Below are 20,826 nucleotides of genomic sequence, written 5' to 3'. Positions count from 1 at the left end.
TTGAGTCTTTTCCCTTAACCGCGTGGAGTCGCAGCGCTGGCCAGCTTCGCAGCGGCTTCAGGCGCACCCTTGGCGGGGGCGACTTGAGGCCGGTTGCTGGCTTCCAGGGCTTGTCGTTGTTGCGCCAGGGCGGCGAGGGTTTCCTTGCTGGCCATCGGAATCTCTTCGGGGGTGACCGGCGCGCCCGGACGGGCCCGCTGCAGGCCCTTGACGATGATGGTGTCGTCCTTGTTCAGGCCGCTGCGCACGATCCGCAGGCCCTCGATCTTCGGCCCCAGCTCGACGGCGCGGTACGCCGGCTTGTTGTCGGCGGCCATTACCAGGACGAACTTCTTGCCCAGGTCGGTGCCCACGGCTTCGTCATTGATCAACACGGCGGAGTAGGTGCCGCTGCCCACCAGCTTCAGCCGCGCGTAGAGGCCCGGGGTGTAGCTGCCGTCGCTGTTGTCGAACACCGCGCGGCCGCGGATGGTGCCGGTCTGCGGGTTGACCTGGTTGTCGACGAAGTTCATCTGGCCCAGGTGCGGGTGGCCATCTTCGTTGGACAGGCCGAGGTAGACCGGGGTGGTCTGGCCGCGCTGGCCCTGGCGGGCGAGCTGGGTGTACTTGAGGTACACACGCTCGTCGGCGTCGAAGTAGGCGTAGACCTTGTCGGTGGAAACCACGCTGGTGAGCGCGGTGACATCGGCGGTCACCAGGTTGCCGGCGGTGATTTCGGCGCGGCTGACACGGCCGCTGATGGGCGCGACGACGCGGGTGAAGCTCAGGTTCAGGCGCGCCAGGTCCAGTTGCGCCTGGATCGCGGCGACGCCAGCGCGGGCTTCCTGGGCGGCGGTGGTGCGCGAGTCGGCCAGCTCGGCGGAAATCGCGTTGCTGGTGCGCAGGCGTTCGCCGCGCTGGGCTTCGTTTTCACTGCGGGTGGCGGTGGCGCGCGCCTGTTGCAGCTGGGCTTCGAGGCGACGGACTTCGGACTGGAACGGACGCGGGTCGATCTGGAACAGCAGGTCGCCTTTCTTCACCAGGGCGCCTTCGGTGAAGGCCACCTGGTCGATCTGGCCGGAAACCCGTGGCCGGATCTCCACGGTTTCGGGCGCCTCCAGGCGGCCGGTGAATTCGTCCCATTCGTTGACCGGCTGCTCGATCACCTTGGCCACGCTGACTTTGGCGGCGGGCATGTTTGCGGCGGTTTGCGGTGCCTTGCCGCAGGCGCTCATCACCAGCACGGCCAGGACCGCGAGAGGGAAGCGTAAGTGTTTGAGTGACTGTTCCATGGATCATCCGCCAATGTATTAGAGATGGGCGGATGATGCTCGGCAGGGTTGTATCGCACGAATCGAATGAGACGAAGGTAACTATCATCCGGAATGATATAAGCGCGATGCAAGCCCTCTAGCATGCACCTTTCGTTAGGGGGCTATCAATTCCTTAAACGGAATTTCATTGTTTCCGGGATTGCAAGGATGAAGGCCCTGGCGTGAGCAAGGGGCCTACCAACTGCCGTAGGGGATGCCGTATCGCTCTATGTAGCGTTTGGAGTTTTCGGACAAGGGGTAATAGTGTCCGTTGGATTTGCCCAGATGAGGACCTAGCGGTTCAACTTCCGCTTGGGCGCGGGCGACTTTGATCGGGTGACGACATTCGTCTCTTACCCACACCTGAACGATGCCGCCTGGGGCCAGCCCCAGATTGACCGAGGCCATATAGCTGGCGGTCATTTGCGGTGTTTCCGGGCAACGGCGGGCGGTGGCCTTGCGCATGATCTGTCGGGCCTCTTCCGGGATATCGATCCACACCCGGTAGGTTTGTGGTTCCACCACCGATTGCCAGCGTACGAAAATACGTTGGGGCAGGTCGGCACCGACTACGGATTTGCCAGCAACGCCGACTCCAGTCCATCCCCTCGCAGACTCCCGGTTGTCCTCGGGTTGTCCGCCTGCGGCAGTTCCGCCGCCGGTGCGGCGAAACAGTTTTCCGTTGATATCTTCTACCGCGCTTTCTTCAACCCAGATTTCCATGTAATTGGGCTCGGTGAAGCCGAGATCCCACCAAGGACTTTTGGGGTCGTTCTTTCCAGAAAGTGGGTCGGTAGTTTGGCAGCTACTTAGTAGCAGTGCGCCCAACAGGGCGATGAATACTCTCATTACCAAAGCGTCCAATCAGGTACGTGAGGGTGTTGCACACGCACGGCATCCGCCGTGGGGGCGTTGATATAAACAAGCTTAAGGCTACCGCCATCCTGCTTGCCAAGCGGGTGGTTCCAGTGGGCCGAGAGATGGATGTAGCGCTGCTTTAGCAGGGTTTCCTCGGCTGGAGTCGTACTGTAGTCACCTGAGACAAACCTGTCACAGAGGGTTTTCAGCTCTTGCGGGATCGCGTAGTCCGGATCTTCTTCGTCGATGGCCTTGAAGCGCACACCATTCTTCCTGGCCAGTTCATACATGACACGTAGATACACCTTTGCCAGCTTGTTGTTCATTGGTCTCTTGAGCTGGACACCGGCATACACCCGTTTTTGTCGTAAGCCGAGACGGTCCTGCGGATCTTGCGGTAGAACCATAGGCTCCGGTGTGACGATCTCCAGCCATTGTGCGGGCCAGCCCTTGGCCAACCAGCGTTTTCTTATCAGGGTAGCGTCTCGGTAAATCGAGGTCTGGGTCACATCAGTATTGAGCGGCACCTCCAGCGCCTGCATCGGACTGACGAGTACACACTCCTGCACCTCATCCAGATAACCACCGCCGATATCTGAGTGCGCGCCGGGCAGGGTGATCTCGGTGTGGTCTGGCTTGACCCGGCTCAGGGCGAAGTTGGCTCGATGTTCATCCCGGGCAACCAGTTGCACCACTGAACGAAAGTAGCGACGGTCGAGGTACAGCTTGATACCTGGGGCAATGGCGCTGCGCACGTTGCCCAGATTACTCACGCCAGCTACCGACGGCACCGTGTCGAACAGGCCGATAAAACCCATATCGATATCATTGCCGTACTGTCGATTGAAGTTGGGGCTGAAGGACTTGGAGTGGTCATGCAGAATCAGTTCGAGCGGACCGCCCCAACGCACGACTTCATTGGCAAAGTGCCGGGCCGCCGCCGCGCCTCGGCTAAAGCCGAAAGCATCGAAGGTCAACGAGGATATTTCACTGTCGGGATATTGCTCGAAGAAAAACGCAATACGCTCCTTGATCTCGCGAAATGCCCTCTGCACACAGCCCGATATTCCTGTGCCACCGCGCCCCGTCCCAGAGGTTATGAGGCTGTCTTTCTGGCCCGCCTGCGTACCGATCCCCTCAACATAAATGGCAAAGGAGGCGCGTTTTAACAGGCCCATGCCTTCGGGCTCCTGAGTGGAGTAGTACAAATCACTCATCCGCTTCACATTACTCACCCCATTCCCATAACTGCTCTCCGGATCCCTCATATACGGCTTGCAACTACCATCGAGATCCTGGGGCTCTATAGGGTGCTGGGCCCCGCACAACTGCCCCATGGCCGAGTTGCTGGCGTTATTGCCCGTACCATCGAAAAACACCCCAATACGCAATGCCACCTGGACCTTTTCGGGCGGCGGTGTGGGTTCCCTGGAGTATTTCTCGTACTGCGCCCAGAGCTGTTCGCCGTAGCTGGGTTGTTCGGTTTCGGCGCTGCGTTCGGTGGGGCGCTCATTGGGATTGGCGGGCCGTAGAAGGTTGGGTATCGGCCCGGGTCCGTTGCTGGCCATGGGTGGTCCTGGTGCGGTCGAGAGAGTCGATGGAGACCGTACCGGGAAGAGCGAGGCAAGGATTTAGGAGGAATCTGCAACGGGCAGAGCGGGTGCTGATTTGCTCGTAAGACTCAGGCAAGAGGCCTGGCCGGCGGGCGTTGCAGCCAGGCAGTTTTTTCCTTTCCAGCAACCACAAAAATCATGATTTCGTGATTTTTCGCCTGCTTACAGAATGCGACCTACACCTCCCATGCCCCTGGCGTGGGATCACTCAGTAGGGCGCAGACATGACAACCGACAACAACAAGATAGACACCCTGGTAGTGGGGGCCGGCCAGGCCGGCGTGGCCATGAGCGAACACCTGAGCCGCCTGGGCGTGCCGCACCTGGTGCTGGAGCGCAACCGCATCGCCGAGGCCTGGCGCACCGGGCGCTGGGATTCGCTGGTGGCCAACGGCCCGGCCTGGCACGACCGCTTTCCGGGGCTGGAATTCGACCTCGATCCCGATGCCTTCGCCGCCAAGGATCAGGTGGCCGACTACTTCGAAGCCTACGCCCGCAAGTTCAAGGCGCCGATCCGCACCGGCGTCGAGGTGCGCAAGGTGGTGCGCAACGCCAACCGGCCGGGCTTCACCGTGGACACCAGCGATGGTGTGATCGAGGCCCGGCAGGTGGTGGTGGCCACCGGGCCGTTCCAGCGCCCGGTGATCCCGCCGATCGCCGCGCAGGACGAGCGCGTGTTGCAACTGCACTCGGCCGCCTACCGCAATCCGCAGCAGTTGCCCGAAGGCGCGGTGCTGGTGGTGGGGGCGGGGTCTTCGGGGGTGCAGATCGCCGATGAGCTGCAACGGGCCGGCAAGCAGGTCTACCTCTCGGTCGGCGCCCACGACCGCCCGCCACGGGCCTATCGCAACCGCGATTTCTGCTGGTGGCTGGGGGTGCTGGGCGAGTGGGACGCCGAGACCATGCAGCCGGGCAAGGAGCACGTGACCATCGCCGTCAGCGGTGCCCGCGGCGGCCATACCGTGGACTTTCGCCGGCTCGCCCACCAGGGCATGACCCTGGTCGGCCTGACCCAATCCTTCGCCGACGGCGTGGTGCGCTTCGAGGACAACCTGGCCGAGAACATCGCCCGCGGCGACGAAAACTACCTGGCGCTGCTCGATGCCGCCGACGCCTACATCGCCCGCAATGGCCTGGACCTGCCGGAAGAGCCCGAAGCGCGGGTCATGCTCCCGGACCCGCCGTGCCTGACCCAGCCGCTCCTCGAACTTGACCTGGCCCGGGCCGGCGTCACCAGCATCATCTGGGCCACCGGCTATTCGGTGGACTACAGCTGGCTGCAGGTGGATGCCTTCAAGGACAACGGCAAGCCCCGCCACCAGCGCGGCGTGTCCAGCGAGCCGGGGGTGTATTTCGTCGGCCTGCCGTGGCTGTCGCGCCGTGGCTCGGCCTTTATCTGGGGGGTGTGGCACGACGCCCGGCATATCGCCGAGCACATCGTCAAGCAGCGTATCTACCACGACTACCGCGACGCCGCGCAGCGCCAGGCCGATCGCTCATCCACCGCTCAATCCGCCAGCCTCATGGGAGCCCGCTGATGCCTACGCATACCCGTATCCGCATGTTCAACACCAAAGACACCTACCCGAACCAGTCCCTGGACAACGACCTGTGCCAGGCCGTGCGCGCCGGCAATACCGTCTATGTGCGCGGCCAGGTCGGCACCGATTTCGAGGGCCGGCTGGTCGGCCTCGGCGATCCGCGAGCCCAGGCCGAGCAGGCCATGCGCAACGTCAAGCAGTTGCTGGAAGAGGCCGGCAGCGACCTCAGCCATATCGTCAAGACCACCACCTACCTGACCGACCCGCGCTACCGCGAGCCGGTCTACCAGGAGGTCGGTCGATGGCTCAAGGGTGTGTTCCCGATCTCCACCGGGCTGGTGGTCAGTGCCCTGGGCCAGCCGCAGTGGCTGATGGAAATCGACGTGATCGCGGTTATCCCCGAATAAGGAGCAGGCCATGACGTTCTCCATCGTTGGCCGCTGCGCCGAAACCGGCCAGCTGGGCATTGCCATCAGTTCCTCGAGCATCGCCGTCGGCGCCCGTTGCCCCTGGCTGCGCAGTGGCGTCGGCGCGGTGTCGAGCCAGAACATCACCTTGCCGGCGCTGGGCCCGCAGGTGCTTGACGGCCTGGACGAGGGCCTGGCACCGGCGCAGGCCCTGGACCGGGCGCTGACCCGCAACGGCTACAGCCAGTACCGCCAGGTGGCAGTGATCGATGCCCAGGGGCGCACGGCGCTGTTCAGCGGCACGCAGGCGCTGGGCATCCACCATGCCGTGGCCGGCGAGCAATGCGTGGCGGCTGGCAACCTGTTGGCCAATAGCACAGTGATCGAACGCATGGTCGAGGCCTTCGAGCACAGCGAAGGCTGCCTGGCGGCGCGCTTGCTCAGTGCGCTGCAGGCCGGCCAGGACGCCGGCGGCGAGGCGGGCGCCGTGCATTCGGCGGCGCTGTCGGTGGTTGGCGAGCTGCTCTGGCCGATCGTCGACCTGCGGGTGGACTGGGCCGACGCCAACCCCATCGGCGAGCTGAGCCGGCTTTGGAGCGCCTACGAACCCCAGTTGCAGGACTACCTGACCCGCGCGCTCAACCCGACCCTGGCGCCGAGCTACGGAGTGCCGGGCGATGAGTGAGCCGCGCAGCCGTGCCTTGCTGGCCACGCTGGTCGGTTTCGCCACGGTCAGCCGCGATTCGAACCTGGCCCTGATCGAGTTCGTGCGCGACTACCTGGAGGGCCTGGGCGTCGCCTGCGAACTCATCTACAACGCCGAGCGAACCAAGGCCAACCTGCTGGCCAGCATCGGCCCGGCGGTGGCGGGCGGCATCGTGCTCTCCGGGCACACCGACGTGGTGCCGGTGGATGGCCAGCCATGGACGGTGGAGCCCTTCAGCCTCACCGAGCGCGACGGCAAGCTCTACGGGCGCGGCACCGCGGACATGAAAGGCTACCTGGCCTCGGTGCTCGCCGCCGTGCCGCGGTTGCTCGCCAGCCCGCTGCGCCGGCCGGTGCACCTGGCGTTCTCCTATGACGAGGAGGTCGGCTGCCTCGGCGTGCGCGGCCTGCTGGCGGTGCTGCCGCAGCGCATCCCGCCACCGGCCTTGTGCCTGATCGGCGAACCCACCGGGCTCAAGCCGGTGCTGGGCCACAAGGGCAAGCTCGCCATGCGTTGCCATGTGCACGGCGCGCCGTGCCATTCGGCCTATGCGCCCGATGGTGTGAATGCCATCGAGCAGGCCGCGCGGCTGATCGGCCGCCTCGGCGAGATCGGCCAGCGTCTGGCGGCCCCCGAGCATCACGACGGGCGCTTCGACCCGGCGTTCTCCACGGTGCAGGTCGGGCTGATCCAGGGCGGCACCGCGCTGAACATCGTCCCGGCCGACTGCCGCTTCGACTTCGAGGTCCGCGCCTTGCCGGCCTTCGAGCCCCAGGCGGTGGTGGATGAACTGCAAACCTACGCCGAACGGGAACTGCTACCGGCGATGCAGGCGGTCAAGGCCGGGACGGCGATCCGCTTCGAACCGCTCTCGGCCTACCCGGGCCTCGCCACCGACCCGCACAGCGCCGCCGCGCAATGCCTGGCGCACCTCTGCGGCAGCGACGCCTTCGGCACCGTGGCCTTCGGCACCGAGGGCGGGCTGTTCGCCGCGGCGGGGATCCCGACGGTGGTCTGCGGCCCGGGCAGCATGGAGCAGGGCCACAAGCCGGACGAATTCGTCAGCGTCGAACAGCTGGCGGCCTGTGACCGGTTGATGGACCGGCTGGCCGAATACCTTTCCAACCATGAATAACAATAAGGAATCTGCGGTGAAGGATTTCAACGAGTGGACAGCGTTGGCGCAACGGCAACGCCTGATCGACAGCGCCTTTATCGACGGCCAGGCCTGCCAGGCGCAGAGCGGGGCGCGTTTCGAGGTGATCAACCCGGCCACCGGCACCCTGTTGGCGCGGGTGGCCGCCTGTGGCGCGGTCGAGGTCGACCTGGCCGTGCGCAGCGCCCGCCGCGCCTTCGACCAGGGCCCCTGGGCCCGCATGGCGCCCGGCGAGCGCAAGGCGATCCTGCTGCGCCTGTCGCGGCTGATGCTGGAGCATCGCGATGAGCTGGCCCTGCTCGATTCCCTGAGCATGGGCAAGCCGGTGATGGATGCCTGGAACATCGACGTGCCGGGCGCCGCCCAGGTGTTCGCCTGGTACGGCGAAAGCCTCGACAAGCTGTACGACCAGGTGGCGCCGAGCGCCAGCGATGTCCTGGCGACCATCACCCGGGTGCCGCTGGGGGTGATCGGCGCGGTGGTGCCGTGGAACTTCCCGCTGGACATGGCCGCCTGGAAAGTCGCCCCGGCCCTGGCCGCCGGCAACAGCGTGGTGCTCAAGCCGGCCGAGCAGTCGCCGTTCTCGGCCCTGCGCCTGGCGGAACTGGCGATCGAGGCCGGCGTGCCCGCCGGGGTGCTCAACGTGGTGACCGGCCTGGGCGAGGAGGCCGGTCGCGCCCTCGGCCTGCACATGGCGGTGGATGCGCTGGCGTTCACCGGCTCTACCGAGGTGGGCCGCTACTTCATGCAGTACGCCGCGCAGTCGAACCTCAAGCAGGTCTGGCTGGAGTGCGGCGGCAAGAGCCCGAACCTGGTGTTCGCCGATTGCCAGGACCTGGACCTGGCGGCCGAGAAGGCCGCGTTCGGCATCTTCTTCAACCAGGGGGAAGTCTGTTCGGCCAACTCGCGCCTGCTGGTGCAGCGGCCGATTGCCGAGGCGTTCATCGAGCGCCTGGTGAGCAGGGCGCGCCAGTGGCAGCCGGGCAATCCGCTGGACCCGGCGAGCCGGGCCGGGGCGATCGTCGATGCGCGACAGACGCAGCGGATCATGCAGTACATCGAACAGGCCCGGGCCGAGGGCGCGCAGCTGGTCTGCGGCGGTCGCCGGCTGAGCCGCGACGGTTCCGGCAACTTCATCGAGCCGACCATCTTCACCGGCGTGACCGCCGACATGACCCTGGCCCGCGAAGAGGTGTTCGGCCCGGTCCTGGCGGTCACGGTGTTCGACGACGAAGAGCAGGCGGTGGCCCTGGCCAACGACCATGTCTACGGCCTGGCCGCGTCGCTGTGGACCGACGACCTCAACCGCGCCCACCGGGTGGCGCGGCGGCTGCACGCCGGCACCGTGTCGGTCAATACCGTCGACGCGCTGGACGTCACCGTGCCCTTCGGCGGCGGCAAGCAATCGGGCTTCGGCCGCGACCTGTCGCTGCATTCGTTCGACAAGTACACCCAGCTCAAGACCACCTGGATCCAGCTACGCAACTGAATACCCGTAGGCGCCGGCTTGCCGGCGATGGGCTGCGCAGCAGCCCCCCTGCGCGGCACCGATCTTCCAAAAAATAGAACAACAAGACGGAGCAACCGATGAACAGCAATGCAAGCGTGCATACCGGCGCCCGGGCGGCGCCCGCGAGTCGCAGGAAACTCGGCCTCACCGCGCTGTTGGCGGTAGCCATCGGCCTGGTGGTGTCCCAGGGCGTGATGGTGCTGATGCTGCAAGGCGTCGGCCTCGCCGGGCCGGGCTTCATCGTGCCCCTGGGGCTGGCCTACCTGCTGGCCCTGAGCTACGCCTGTTCGTTTTCCGAACTGGCGCTGATGATTCCCCGCGCTGGCAGCCTGAGCACCTATACCGAAGTCGCCATCGGCCAGTTCCCGGCGATCCTGGCGACCTTTTCCGGCTACATCGTGGTGGCGATGTTCGCCCTGTCGGCCGAGCTGCTGCTGATGGAGTTCATCATCGACAAGGTCTACCCGCACGCCATGCCGCCCTTGAGCGTGGCCCTGGGCGTGCTGGCGCTGTTCACCGTGCTCAACCTGTGCAACATCGACATCTTCGCGCGCCTGCAAACGCTGCTGGCGGTGGTGATGACCGTGGTCCTGCTGGTGATGGGCCTGAGCGCCATGAGCAGCGATATCCCCGCGCCCAACCCGTCGCTGTTCGACGCGGCCGGCTGGAACCCGCTGGGCCTGGGGGTGATCGCCCTGACGGCGATGGCGGTGTGGGGGTTCGTCGGCGCCGAGTTCGTCTGCCCGCTGGTGGAGGAAACCCGGCGCCCGGAGCGCACCATCCCCGGCTCGATGATGCTCGGCCTGACCATCATCTTCGTGATCATCGCCCTGTACGCCCTGGGCGCCTTGCTCACCGTGCCCCAGGCGGAACTGGCCAGCAACGGCCTGCCGCATTACCTGTTCGCCACCACGGTGTTCGGCGAGGCCGGCAAGGTGTTCCTGGTGACCGCGGCGGTCACCGCCACCTGCAGCACCCTCAACAGTTCGCTGGCGGCGATCCCGCGGATGCTCTTCGGCATGGCCCGCAACGGCCAGGCCTTCGGCGTGTTCAAGCGCCAGGGCAAGCGCACCGGCGCGCCCTGGGTGGCGGTGCTGTTCATCGCCGCGGTCACCGGCCTGCCGTTGCTGCTGATGCACGACCACGCCGACGCCATCAACCAGCTGCTGCTCTCGGCGGCCCTGGCCTGGCTGCTGGCCTACATCATCACCCACGTCAACGTCATCGCCCTGCGCCGGCGCTACCCGCAGGTGGCGCGGCCGTTCCGCACGCCGTTCTACCCCTTGCCGCAGCTGTTCGGCATCGCCGGCATGCTGTTTGCGATCTGCAACGTTTCGCCCAGCCCGGAGATGACCGTGTCGATCTTCGCCTACGCCGGCCTGGTGCTGCTGATCGTCTCGATCATCGCCGTGCTGTGGATCAAGGGCGTGATGGGCAAGCCCCTGTTCAAGCCGGAGCCGCTGGCCAGCGTGCTCGGCGCTCCCGATAAAAAACCGCAAGGAGATCTGCAATGACCGTTCAAGTGAAACCCGTCCGTAGCACCGGCGACTACCAGGCCGCGGATGCCGCGCACCACATTCATGCATTCCTCGACCAGAAGGCGCTGAACGCCGAGGGGCCGCGGGTGATCGTGCGCGGGGAGGGCCTGGCGCTGTGGGACAACGACGGCCAGCGCTACCTGGACGGCATGTCGGGCCTGTGGTGCACCAACCTCGGCTACGGCCGCAAGGACCTGGCCGCGGCCGCCAGCCAGCAGCTGGAGCAGTTGCCGTACTACAACATGTTCTTCCACACCACCCACCCGGCGGTGGTCGAGCTCTCGGAGCTGCTGTTCAGCCTGCTGCCCGCGCACTACAGCCACGCGATCTACACCAACTCCGGCTCCGAGGCCAACGAGGTGCTGATCCGCACCGTGCGCCGCTACTGGCAGATCCTCGGCCAGCCGCAGAAGAAGATCATGATCGGCCGCTGGAATGGCTATCACGGCTCGACCCTCGGCGCCACGGCGCTGGGCGGGATGAAGTTCATGCACGACATGGGCGGGGTGATCCCCGATGTGGCGCATATCGACGAGCCGTACTGGTTCGCCCACGAAGGCGACCTGAGCCCGGCCGAGTTCGGCCTGCGCGCCGCGCGCCAGCTGGAAGAGAAGATCCTCGAACTGGGCGCCGAGAATGTCGCGGCCTTCGTCGCCGAACCCTTCCAGGGCGCCGGCGGCATGATCTTCCCGCCGGACAGCTACTGGCCGGAAATCCAGCGCATCTGCCGCCAGTACGATGTGCTGCTGTGCGCCGACGAAGTGATCGGCGGCTTCGGCCGCACCGGCGAATGGTTCGCCCACCAGCATTTCGGTTTCGAGCCCGACACCCTGTCGATCGCCAAGGGCCTGACCAGCGGCTACATCCCCATGGGCGGGCTGATCCTGTCCCGGCGCATGGCCGAGGTGCTGGTGGAGCAGGGCGGGGTGTTCGCGCACGGCCTGACCTATTCCGGGCACCCGGTGGCCGCGGCGGTGGCCATCGCCAATCTGAAGGCGCTGCGCGACGAAGGCATCGTCAGCCGGGTCAAGCACGAGACCGGCCCCTACCTGCAGCGCTGCCTGCGCGAAGTGTTCGAGCACCATCCGCTGATTGGCGAAGTGCAGGGCGCCGGCCTGGTCGCCGCCCTGCAGTTCGCCGAGGACAAGGCCAGCCGCAAGCGTTTCGCCAACGAGAACGACATGGCCTGGCGTTGCCGCACCCTCGGCTTCGAGGAGGGCCTGATCATCCGCTCGACCCTGGGCCGGATGATCATGGCCCCGGCCCTGGTGGCCAGCCACGCCGACATCGATGAACTGGTCGACAAGACCCGTATCGCCGTAGACCGCACCGCCCGCGAATTCGGTCGCTTGTAAGCCCATAAAGCGGCCGGCGCGTGCGGGCGCGCCGGCCCATCAGAGGAACCGCTTCATGTCCAGACCCTTGCGTTGCTGCGTTCCCTTTGCCCTGGCCCTGTTGTGCACCGCTGTTTCGGCCGCACCGCAGAGCCTCACCGTCATCTCCTTTGGCGGTGCCACCAAGCAGGCCCAGGACAAGGCCTACTTCCAACCTTTCACCGCCAGCGGCGCAGGACGCGTGGTCGCCGGCGAATACAACGGGGAGCTGTCGAAGATCAAGGCCATGGTCGATGTCGGCCATACCAGCTGGGACGTGGTCGAGGTCGAAAGCCCGGAGCTGCTGCGCGGCTGCGACGAAGGCCTGTTCGAGCGCCTGGACCCGGCGCGCTTCGGCGATCCGGCGCAATTCGTCCCGGGCACCCTGAGCGAGTGCGGGGTGGCCACCTATGTCTGGTCGATGGTCATGGCCTACGACCAGGACAAGCTGGCCCGGGCGCCGAGCTCCTGGGCGGATTTCTGGAACCTCGCCGACTTCCCCGGCAAGCGCGGCTTGCGCAAGGGGGCCAAGTACACCCTGGAGATCGCCTTGCTCGCCGACGGCGTCAAGCCGGAGCAGCTGTACCAGGTGCTCGGCACCCCCGAGGGGGTGACCCGGGCGTTCGCCAAGCTCGACCAGATCAAGGGCCAGATCCAGTGGTGGGAAGCCGGCGCGCAGCCGCCGCAATGGCTGATCGCCGGCGACGTGGTGATGAGCGCGGCGTACAACGGCCGGATCGCCTCGGCGCAGAAGGAAGGCATGAAGCTGAGCATCGTCTGGCCGCAGAGCCTCTACGACCCGGAGTACTGGGCGGTGGTCAAGGGCACGCCGAACAAGGCGCTGGCCGAAGACTTCATCGCCTTCGCCAGCCAGCCGCAGACGCAGAAGGTGTTCTCCGAAACCATCCCCTACGGGCCGGTACACCGTGATGCGCTGACGCTGTTGCCCAGCGCGGTGCAGCAGCAACTGCCCACCGCGCAGGCCAACCTGGCCGGGGCGCGGGCGGTGGATGCGGCCTTCTGGGTAGACCACGGCGAAGAGCTGGAGCAGCGCTTCAACGCCTGGGCGGCGCGCTGATACCACTGGCGGCCAGCTTCCTCGGAGCACTTACCAATCTCCGTAGGAGCTGGCTTGCCAGCGATCGAGCGCAAAGCGCTCGCCAGCCTGTCAGCACCTGGTGGGCAATCCATGCGGGCCTCATCGCTGGCGAGCCAGCTCCTACGCTTGGGTGCAGGTCCGCCCCCTGGTTTGAGCGCGGTGTCAGGCCAGCCAGGCCCTGAACTGCTCCTTGCAGTAATCGACGAACAGCTGCGCCGGCTTGGTCAGTTGTGCGCGCTTGAGCCAGCCGGCCACCAGCGCCGAGCCGGTGACGTCCTCGGCGATGTTCACGCACACCAGCTCCTGGCCGTCGTAGGTGTGGTTGCCATGGGGCCGGGTCACCAGCAGGGCGAAGCCGAAACCCTGGCCGACCATGCCGCGCACCATCTCGATCGACGGCGAGCCGAAGACGATGTTCGGCGCCAGCTGCAACTCCTCGAAGATGCTCACGAAATAGGTGCGGCTGGGCTGTACGTCCAGCAGGATCATCGGCTCCAGGGCCAGGTCGCGCAGCGACACCTGGGCCTGCCCGGCGAAACGGTGCCCGGCCGGCAACAGCGCATAGGGCCGTTGCGGCGCCATCAGCGCCTCGGTCTCGATGGTGCTGTCCAGTTCGTGCTCGTAGAAGATTGCCAGGTCGAAACGCCCGCCGGTCAGGCCCTGCACCAGCTCCTGCTGCTCGCCGTCCTGCAGGCGGATTTCCACCCCCGGGAAGCGCTGGCGAAAACCGGCGATCAGCCGGGGCAGGTAGAGCGGGGCGACGGTCTCGAAGCAGCCGATGTCGATCTGCCCGCACACCACGTCGTTGTCGGCCAGGGCGTTCTGCTCGAACTCATGGGCCATGCGCAGCAGTTCCTGGGCCTTGCGGTAGAACCGCGCGCCACCGGGGGTCAGGGACACGCCCTGGGCGTGATGGCGGATCAGCAACTGCACGCCGAAGCTGTCTTCCAGGCCCTTGACCGCCGTGGAAATCGACGGCTGGGCGATATACAGCTTGCGCGACGCTTCGGCGACGCTGCCGCACTCGACGGTGGTGACGAAATACTTCAGTTGACGCAAGGAATAGGACGCCACAGTGCACCTCTGGCCGATTGTTTCGCTCCACGATACCTGCTCCGCTGCCCGGCGCTGCAGCGGATTTTGTTCGCCAGTGGGGATATTTTTGCTCGGCAGCCGGCGAGTGGCTCCATGGCATCGACCAGGGCGGGCCTGGGCGCTTTGTGCGGGCCTGACGACAGCGACGAGCACCGCCTGGACGTGTAGGACTTTTGCTTCACGGTCGGTAGGAAAATTCTAGCGGTACTGGTTATATATCCAGTATTTGCGGGAGATTCCTCTGGCAGCGTGGCGCAGAACGAAAAATGGGTGCGTGGACAGAAAATCCAGCTCGGTTAATTTGCAGACCTCTCCTTCGGAAAGGGAGAGTTTCTCAAATCAATGGAGCAATACCCATGAACCAACCACAAACCCAATCGTCGCTTCGTCACGGTCGCGTCACTTCCCCATCCTCCCGCGGCGCAGTCGCCATCGACCTGGGCCTGCTGGGCGGCTGGCAGGTCAACGAGATGGAAGGCGGCAAGAACTTCCCGGCCCTGGCTGGGGGCGCGTTCCCCGCACCGTTCAACACCGACAACCCGAGCGACGTGCCACCGGCCGATGGCGTCATCCTCAGCGGTGGCAAGACCGACGCCCGGGACTGCGTCAACTTCACCGACGAGGAGATGAGCAAGAAGCTCGGCCGCGCCTTCACCTGGCCGCTGCTCAACGTCGAACCCGGCCAGGTCTTCAAGGTGACCTGGCAGTACACCGCCCCGCATACCACCCGTGGCTATCGCTGGCTGATCACCAAGGACGGCTGGGACCCGAAGCAGCGCATCACCCGCGCCCAGCTGGAGGCTCGACCTTTCGCCGAGGACTTCTATCCGCAGGTGCCTTACTACAGCCATGCCGGCGAGCTGAAGGCCAAGGTCGATCACGAAGTGAAGCTGCCGGCCAACAAGAAGGGCCGTCACGTGATTGTGCTGATGTGGATCGTGGCCAACACCGGCAACGCCTTCTATCAGGCCTTCGACGTCGACTTCAAATAAGTCGGCGATTCACCCAAACGTTCTGAAGGATTAGAACATGACAAAGTTTGACTTTACCCACCTCAAGGCGCCGCAGGACGATGCTGCGTCGCGGATGCCGAGCCTGGCGGGCAAGAAGATTCTCATGGGCTACTGGCACAACTGGCCGGCCGGCCCGTCGGACGGCTACCAGCGCGGGCAGTTTGCCAATATGAGCCTGGAAGATGTGCCTCGGGACTACAACGTGGTGGTCGTGGCCTTCATGAAGGGCAGCGGCATTCCGACGTTCAAGCCGTACAACCTGTCCGATGCCGAGTTTCGTCGCCAGGTGGGCGTGCTGAACGGCCAGGGCCGGGCGGTGCTGATGTCCCTGGGGGGCGCCGATGCGCACATCGCGTTGAACCCGGGCCAGGAACAGCCGTTGGCCCATGAAATCATCCGCCTGGTGGAAACCTACGGCTTCGACGGGCTGGACATCGACCTCGAACAGAGCGCGATCGATGCCGCCAGCAACAAGACCGTGCTGCCTGCGGCGCTGAAGCTGGTCAAGGACCACTATGCCGCCCAGGGCAAGCATTTCATCATCAGCATGGCGCCGGAGTTTCCCTACCTGACCGCTGCCGGACGATACGTCGGCTACCTCAAGGCGTTGGAGGGCTACTACGACTTCATCGCGCCGCAGTTCTACAACCAGGGCGGCGATGGCCTCTGGGTGCAGGAGGCGAACAACGGCAAGGGGGCCTGGATCGCGCAGAACAACGATGCGATGAAGGAGGACTTCCTCTATTACCTGAGCGAAAGCCTGGTCAGCGGTACGCGCGGTTTCACCCAGATCCCGGCCGACAAATTCGTCATTGGCCTGCCCGCCAACGTCGATGCCGCGGCCACCGGGTACGTGGTCAACCCGCTGGCGGTGACCAATGCGTTCAAGCGCCTCTATGCCAAAGGGGTGTCGATCAAGGGCCTGATGACCTGGTCGGTCAACTGGGACAACGGGTTCAACAAGGACCACGTGGCCTACAACCAGGAATTCAGCCGGCGCTACGGGCCGCTGATCAACGGTGGCCAGCCGGCCCCTGCAACGCAGGACGAGCCCCACCCGCAGGCCGCTCACTAGCCCTCGATCAGGCAGGCATCCGGCAGACGTGCCGGATGCCCCACAGCCTCGATCGCTGAGGGTAAGCGATGAAAATCCGATGTCGAAAGGCATCGGATTTTTTGCGTATGCGCTTTCCGAGGCGATCCGCCGAAGCTCGCTGTACCTCCCGGCATGGCCCGCTAGGCAACCGTGCCGGGAGGGCCGGGCCTCACGCCTGCAACGCCACCTGCATGCCCGCCAGCTTGATACAGGTTTCCTCGTATTCGCTGGCCGGGTCGGAGCACTGCACGATGCCGCAGCCGGCGAACAGCCAGGCTTGCCGGTCGTCGAGCAGCGCCGAGCGCAGGCCGACGATGAACTCGCCGTTGCCCCGCGCATCCAGCCAGCCCAGCGGCGCGGCGTACCAGCCGCGGTCGAAGCCTTCGAACTGGCGGATATGGGCCATGGCCTGCTGTCGCTCGTGCCCGCCGACGGCGGGAGTCGGGTGCAGGGTCGCCACCACTTGCAGCAGGCTGGCGCGGGGGCGCAGCCGGCCTTCGATGACCGTGCTCAGGTGCTGCACCCGGCTCAGGCGCTGGATCGCCGGCGTCGGCGGCACCTGCAGGCGCTCGACCCAGGGCGCCAGGTCGCTCTGGATGATCTGCACCACCACTGCGTGTTCATGGCGGTTCTTCGCGCAATCGAGCAACTCGCGCGCCAGTTCGGCGTCGCGCTGCGGGTCCGGATCGCGACGGCAGGTGCCGGCCAGCGCCAGGGTTTGCAGATGGCCGTCGTGCAGTTTCGCCAGGCGCTCCGGCGAGGCGCCGATAAAGCACGCGCGCTGGCGGCGGAAGGCGAACAGGTACGCCGCCGGATCGTTGCCGGCCAGGCGCGCCAGAGTGCGGCCGGGGTTGACGGCGTGGGAGAACTCGCTGCGCACCTGTCGCGCCAGCACCACCTTGTTCAGCGCGCTGTGGCGCAGCACGTGCAGCGCATGGGCGACCTTGTCTTCCCAGGCGGCGCGGGGCAGGCAGTGGTCGCCGGTATGCCGCGGCGCGGCGGTCGAGGCCGCCGGCGACAGGTAGCGGTCCATCAGCGCGTTCCATTGCTCCAGCACATGCTCGCAGCGGCCGGCGGGGTCGTCGCTCGCCGCGATCCGCTGCTGGCACACCAGCCAGCACTGCTCGCCGTCGCGGATCAGGAGCAAGGTCATCAGCAGCATCGAGCCGTCGCCGAAACCTTGCCAGGTCTCGCTGGGCGCGACCTGCGGGTCGAAGCGGAAGCCACCGCAGATCGCCGGTGGCTGCGGGCCATGGATCACCGCGCTGCGCAGCCAGTGCTGCCATTGCCGGTCCACCGTCGCGAAGCGCTGCTCGCCGACCCCGTCCAGCTGCGCCGCCACGCCCCAGCCGAACAGGCTGCGGCCACCGTCGGCGGCGCGCCAGAACAGGCTTTCGGCGTGGGGCTGGTCGGCCTTGCAGAACAGTTCCAGCAGGTCCAGGGCGCCGATCGCCAGGGCGTAGCTGGCCAGCACCGGCGCGCCTTGCCCGGCGGCCCGCTGGCGCGCCTGCTCGAACACGCGGGTCAGCCCCGGGGCGTGCTCCGCCAGTTGGCTGAAGGCGCTCATGCCGGGGTTCTCGTGGCGCGCCAGTGCAGCACTTGCTGGGCGATGTACCAATGGATGATCTGGGCGAACAGGGTTTCCACGAAGTGCGCTTCCAGCCCGGCTTCCTCGGCCCACTGGCGCCGTTGCGGGAGCATCTGTGCGACCCGCTCGGGCGCGGCGATGCTGCTTTCGGTCGGTTTGAAACGGGCGGCGGCTTTGACGTAAGCCATGCGTTGGCGCATGAGTTCGATGATCTGGTGGTCCAGTGAGTCGATGGCGATCCGGATGTCCGGCAGGCCTTCGCAAGCGTCAGGGGTTTTCATGGAAGGGTTTTTCCTCAGGGGGTAGGGCAGGGCAGTGGAGAGCGACCGAGCAGCGTGGTCGCCAGGGCATCGAGCAGCGCCTGGCGTTGCTCGATCAGGTAGAAGTGCTCGCCGTCCCAGCGCTGCAGGTGCAGTGGCTGGTGGCTGGCGGCTTGCCAGGCGAGCGCTTCGTCGAGATCGACCTCGGGGTCTTGCTCGGGGTAGAACACCTCGATCCGGCTGCGCAGCGGCTGCGGTGACGCGCGGCCGTAGGTCTCGACGATGCGGTAGTCGTTGCGCAGGCCGGGCAGGAACAGCTCGTGCAGGGCCGGGTCTTCGAGCAGCGGGTTGGGGCGGCTGGAAAGGCGCCGCACATCGTCCAGCAGCGCCTGGTCCGGCCCCTGGTGCAACTGCCCGCCGCGCTGGCACTGCGGGGCCGGATGGGCGGACACGAACAGATGCTCGACGGCGATCGCCCGTTGCTCCAGGCGCGCGGCCACCTCGTAGGCCACCACCGCGCCGAGGCTGTGGCCGAACAGCGCCAGGGGCCGGTCGGCATAACCGTGCAGCGCCTGGGCGGCGGCCTCGGCGAGGCTGTGCATGTCCGTCAGGCAGGCTTCGCTGTAGCGGTCCTCGCGCCCCGGGTACTGGATCGCCAGCAGATCGATTTCCATGGGCAGGGCGTCGGCCCAGTCGCGGAAGAAGCTCGCGCTGCCCCCGGCATGGGCGAAGCACACCAGGCGCCAGCGCGGCATCGGCGACAGTCGATAGGGCCGCACCCAGCGCTCGCCCTGGGCCAGCCAATCCGGCCTCACGAGGCGACGCTCCCGCGGTTGGCGTCGAGCCAGGCCCGGCGCAACTGCGCGCGCAGGTCCTTGCGGCTGACCTTGCCGACCCCGGTCTGCGGGAACTGCGCGACGAACTCGATGCGGTCCGGCACCTTGAACGCCGCCAGGCCCTGGTTGCGCAGGTGCTGCTTGAGGCCGAACGCCGAGGGCGCCGGGTCGCGGGCGACGATAAAGGCGCAGGTGGACTCGCCCAGCAGGGCGTCGGGCATCGCCACCAGCGCCGCGTCATGCACCTGCGGATGGTCGATCAGCAGGTTTTCCACTTCCTCGGCGGCAACCTTCTCGCCGCCGCGGTTGATCTGGTCCTTGTCCCGGCCCTCGACCACCAGGTAACCCTCGGCGGTCCGCCGCACCCGGTCGCCGCTGCAATAGAAACCGTCGGCGGTGAACGCCTGGGCGTTGTGTTCCGGCAGGCGGTAGTAACCGCGAATGGTGTAGGGCCCGCGCACCTGCAGTTCGCCGACTTCGCCGTCGGCGACCGGCTGCCCCTGGTGGTCGACGATGCGCACTTCGTCGTCGGCGCACAGCGGCCGGCCCTGGGTGTGCAGGATCAGTTCCTCGCGGTCGTCCAGGCGGGTGTAGCACAGCAGCCCCTCGGCCATGCCCAGCACTTGCTGCAAGGCGCAGCCGAGCACCGGAGTGACCCGCGCCGCGGCGCTGCTCAGCAGTTTCGCGCCGCCGACCTGCAGCAGGCGCAGGCTCGACAGGTCGGCCTGGCGCCGGGCCTGGGCATCGAGCCAGAGCATCGCCAGCGGCGGCACCAGCGCGGTGACCGTGACCCGCTCGGCGCCGATCAGGGCGAAGCAGGTGTCCGGGTCGGAGCGCCGGGTACACACCACCCGGCCCCCGGCCAGCAGGGTGCCGACCACGCCCGGGCAGCACAGGGTGAAGTTGTGCGCCATGGGCAGGGCGGCGAGGTACACAGTGTGCGCGTCGAGGCCGCAGACCTCGCTACTGGCCCGCACGTTGTAGAGGTATTCGGCGTGCCGGCGGGGGATCAGCTTGGGGGTGCCGGTGGTGCCGCCCGACAGCTGGAAGCAGGCCACCGCGTTGGCCTGCCCGGCATCCTCGGCGAGCGGTTCGCCCTGGTACAGCGTGCCGAGCTCGGTGAACTCCTGGCTGTCGCCGTCGATTAGCACCTGGCGCAGTGACGGATGGGCCGCGAGCAACTGGCGCGCCATCTGCCGGCAGTCGAAGCCTTCCAGCAGGTCGCTGCCGATGTAGGTCGAGGCCTGGGCAAAGCCGCAGAAGCCGCCGATCTCCAACTGGCGGTGGGCGGGCAGGGCGAGGATCGGCCGGGCGCCCAGGCGGAACAGGGCAAAGCACACTTCGATGAAGCGGCTGCCGTTGGGCAGGTGCACTACCACGTTGTCGCCGGCCTGTACGCCGAGCCGGCGCAAGCCGCCGGCCAGGTGCCGGCAGCGCTGCGCCAGGCTGCGGTAATCCAGGTGCAGGGCGCCGTCGGTGACCGCGATTGCCGCAGGGTGGCGGGCGGCGGCCGCCTCCAGGGCCTGGGTGAAGGTCTGGTCCTGCCAGTAGCCGGCCTCGCGATAGCGTTGGGCGAAGGCCGCCGGCCAGTCGGGCAGATCGTCCACGGACTCGGGAACACGGGGGGAGGGGAGCAATGACATGGGATCTCCTATTTGTAGAAATAATTGGCTACAAATGGCTAAATGAGATCTATTATCATTGTCCTTTGCCGAGGGCTTCTCAACGCGAAGGCTTTCGGTACCGCGACTTTTTCATTAGATGAAATACGCAGTGGCTTCAAACAGGGAGGTTCAGGGTTTAAATGCCTCTCTCACATTCAGGTCACCCCCGCGTAATGGCCTC

The 20,826-nt window shown here is 66.3% G+C and carries 17 protein-coding genes and 1 pseudogene; 10 read left to right on the top strand and 8 right to left on the bottom strand.

Translation table 11 applies throughout. The features are described from left to right. Positions 1–14 precede the first annotated feature (14 nt). The 3 genes from mexE to TO66_RS17085 all read right to left on the bottom strand — a co-directional run bounded on the left by mexE (position 15) and on the right by TO66_RS17085 (position 3,718). Positions 15–1,271: a multidrug efflux RND transporter periplasmic adaptor subunit MexE gene (gene mexE, locus TO66_RS17095; RefSeq protein ID WP_044463400.1), complete on the bottom strand. Its 1,257-nt coding sequence runs from the start codon at positions 1,269–1,271 to the stop codon at positions 15–17. 216 nt (positions 1,272–1,487) lie between these two features. Beyond that, positions 1,488–2,141: a DUF2931 family protein gene (locus TO66_RS17090; RefSeq protein WP_044463399.1), complete on the bottom strand. Its 654-nt coding sequence runs from the start codon at positions 2,139–2,141 to the stop codon at positions 1,488–1,490. After that, positions 2,141–3,718: a phospholipase effector Tle1 domain-containing protein gene (locus TO66_RS17085; protein WP_044463398.1), complete on the bottom strand. Its 1,578-nt coding sequence runs from the start codon at positions 3,716–3,718 to the stop codon at positions 2,141–2,143. Before TO66_RS17085 ends, TO66_RS17090 begins: the two co-directional genes overlap by 1 nt. Before the next feature lie 269 nt (positions 3,719–3,987). Here TO66_RS17085 and TO66_RS17080 point away from each other — a divergent pair, with 269 nt between their 5' ends. The 8 genes from TO66_RS17080 to TO66_RS17045 all read left to right on the top strand — a co-directional run bounded on the left by TO66_RS17080 (position 3,988) and on the right by TO66_RS17045 (position 13,072). After that, positions 3,988–5,301, top strand: a complete 1,314-nt coding sequence (locus TO66_RS17080; RefSeq protein WP_044463397.1) for an NAD(P)/FAD-dependent oxidoreductase — start codon at positions 3,988–3,990, stop codon at positions 5,299–5,301. Continuing rightward, positions 5,301–5,711, top strand: coding sequence for a RidA family protein (locus tag TO66_RS17075; protein WP_044463396.1), 411 nt, complete (start codon positions 5,301–5,303; stop codon positions 5,709–5,711). Before TO66_RS17080 ends, TO66_RS17075 begins: the two co-directional genes overlap by 1 nt. Before the next feature lie 10 nt (positions 5,712–5,721). After that, the gene (locus TO66_RS17070; protein WP_044463395.1) at positions 5,722–6,396 is read left to right on the top strand and encodes a DUF1028 domain-containing protein; all 675 of its coding nucleotides are present in this window, start codon (positions 5,722–5,724) and stop codon (positions 6,394–6,396) included. Continuing rightward, positions 6,389–7,552: an acetylornithine deacetylase gene (gene argE / locus TO66_RS17065; RefSeq protein ID WP_044463394.1), complete on the top strand. Its 1,164-nt coding sequence runs from the start codon at positions 6,389–6,391 to the stop codon at positions 7,550–7,552. Before TO66_RS17070 ends, argE begins: the two co-directional genes overlap by 8 nt. Next, complete coding sequence (locus TO66_RS17060) at positions 7,545–9,062, top strand: aldehyde dehydrogenase (protein WP_409077162.1); 1,518 nt, start codon at positions 7,545–7,547, stop codon at positions 9,060–9,062. Before argE ends, TO66_RS17060 begins: the two co-directional genes overlap by 8 nt. A 98-nt stretch (positions 9,063–9,160) precedes the next feature. Further along, on the top strand, positions 9,161–10,597 hold the full coding sequence (locus TO66_RS17055; protein WP_044463392.1) for an APC family permease: 1,437 nt from the start codon (positions 9,161–9,163) through the stop codon (positions 10,595–10,597). Continuing rightward, positions 10,594–11,976: an aspartate aminotransferase family protein gene (locus tag TO66_RS17050; protein WP_044463391.1), complete on the top strand. Its 1,383-nt coding sequence runs from the start codon at positions 10,594–10,596 to the stop codon at positions 11,974–11,976. Before TO66_RS17055 ends, TO66_RS17050 begins: the two co-directional genes overlap by 4 nt. 55 nt (positions 11,977–12,031) lie before the next feature. Then, positions 12,032–13,072: an ABC transporter substrate-binding protein gene (locus tag TO66_RS17045; RefSeq protein ID WP_044463390.1), complete on the top strand. Its 1,041-nt coding sequence runs from the start codon at positions 12,032–12,034 to the stop codon at positions 13,070–13,072. 183 nt (positions 13,073–13,255) lie between these two features. Here the strand turns inward: TO66_RS17045 and TO66_RS17040 are convergent, their stop codons facing one another. Continuing rightward, on the bottom strand, positions 13,256–14,167 hold the full coding sequence (locus TO66_RS17040; RefSeq protein ID WP_044463389.1) for a LysR substrate-binding domain-containing protein: 912 nt from the start codon (positions 14,165–14,167) through the stop codon (positions 13,256–13,258). 377 nt (positions 14,168–14,544) lie between these two features. Between TO66_RS17040 and TO66_RS17035 the strand changes: the two genes are divergently transcribed. Continuing rightward, positions 14,545–15,180, top strand: a complete 636-nt coding sequence (locus TO66_RS17035; protein ID WP_044463388.1) for a lytic polysaccharide monooxygenase auxiliary activity family 9 protein — start codon at positions 14,545–14,547, stop codon at positions 15,178–15,180. Positions 15,181–15,217: 37 nt separating this feature from the next. After that, positions 15,218–16,228 (top strand): annotated as a pseudogene (locus TO66_RS17030) (chitinase); the annotation flags it as partial. 238 nt (positions 16,229–16,466) lie between these two features. Here TO66_RS17030 and TO66_RS17025 read toward each other — a convergent pair. From TO66_RS17025 to TO66_RS17010, 4 genes are read right to left on the bottom strand one after another with little or no spacing between them, the layout of a single operon-like run. Next, positions 16,467–17,864: an isochorismate synthase gene (locus TO66_RS17025; protein WP_044463386.1), complete on the bottom strand. Its 1,398-nt coding sequence runs from the start codon at positions 17,862–17,864 to the stop codon at positions 16,467–16,469. Further along, positions 17,861–18,166 (bottom strand): isochorismate lyase, encoded by a 306-nt coding sequence (locus TO66_RS17020; protein WP_044463385.1) that lies wholly within the window; start codon positions 18,164–18,166, stop codon positions 17,861–17,863. The genes TO66_RS17025 and TO66_RS17020 overlap by 4 nt, the downstream gene beginning before the upstream one ends. 14 nt (positions 18,167–18,180) lie before the next feature. Beyond that, positions 18,181–18,960: an alpha/beta fold hydrolase gene (locus TO66_RS17015; protein WP_310732164.1), complete on the bottom strand. Its 780-nt coding sequence runs from the start codon at positions 18,958–18,960 to the stop codon at positions 18,181–18,183. After that, entirely contained in the window at positions 18,957–20,618 is a 1,662-nt protein-coding gene (locus TO66_RS17010; protein WP_218187733.1) for a (2,3-dihydroxybenzoyl)adenylate synthase, read from the bottom strand. The genes TO66_RS17015 and TO66_RS17010 overlap by 4 nt, the downstream gene beginning before the upstream one ends. Positions 20,619–20,826 lie beyond the last annotated feature (208 nt).

The organism is Pseudomonas sp. MRSN 12121 (assembly GCF_000931465.1).
GTDB lineage: Bacteria > Pseudomonadota > Gammaproteobacteria > Pseudomonadales > Pseudomonadaceae > Aquipseudomonas.
Note: the sequence above shows the minus strand (reverse complement) of the source record. Positions and strands in the feature narration are given on the sequence as shown.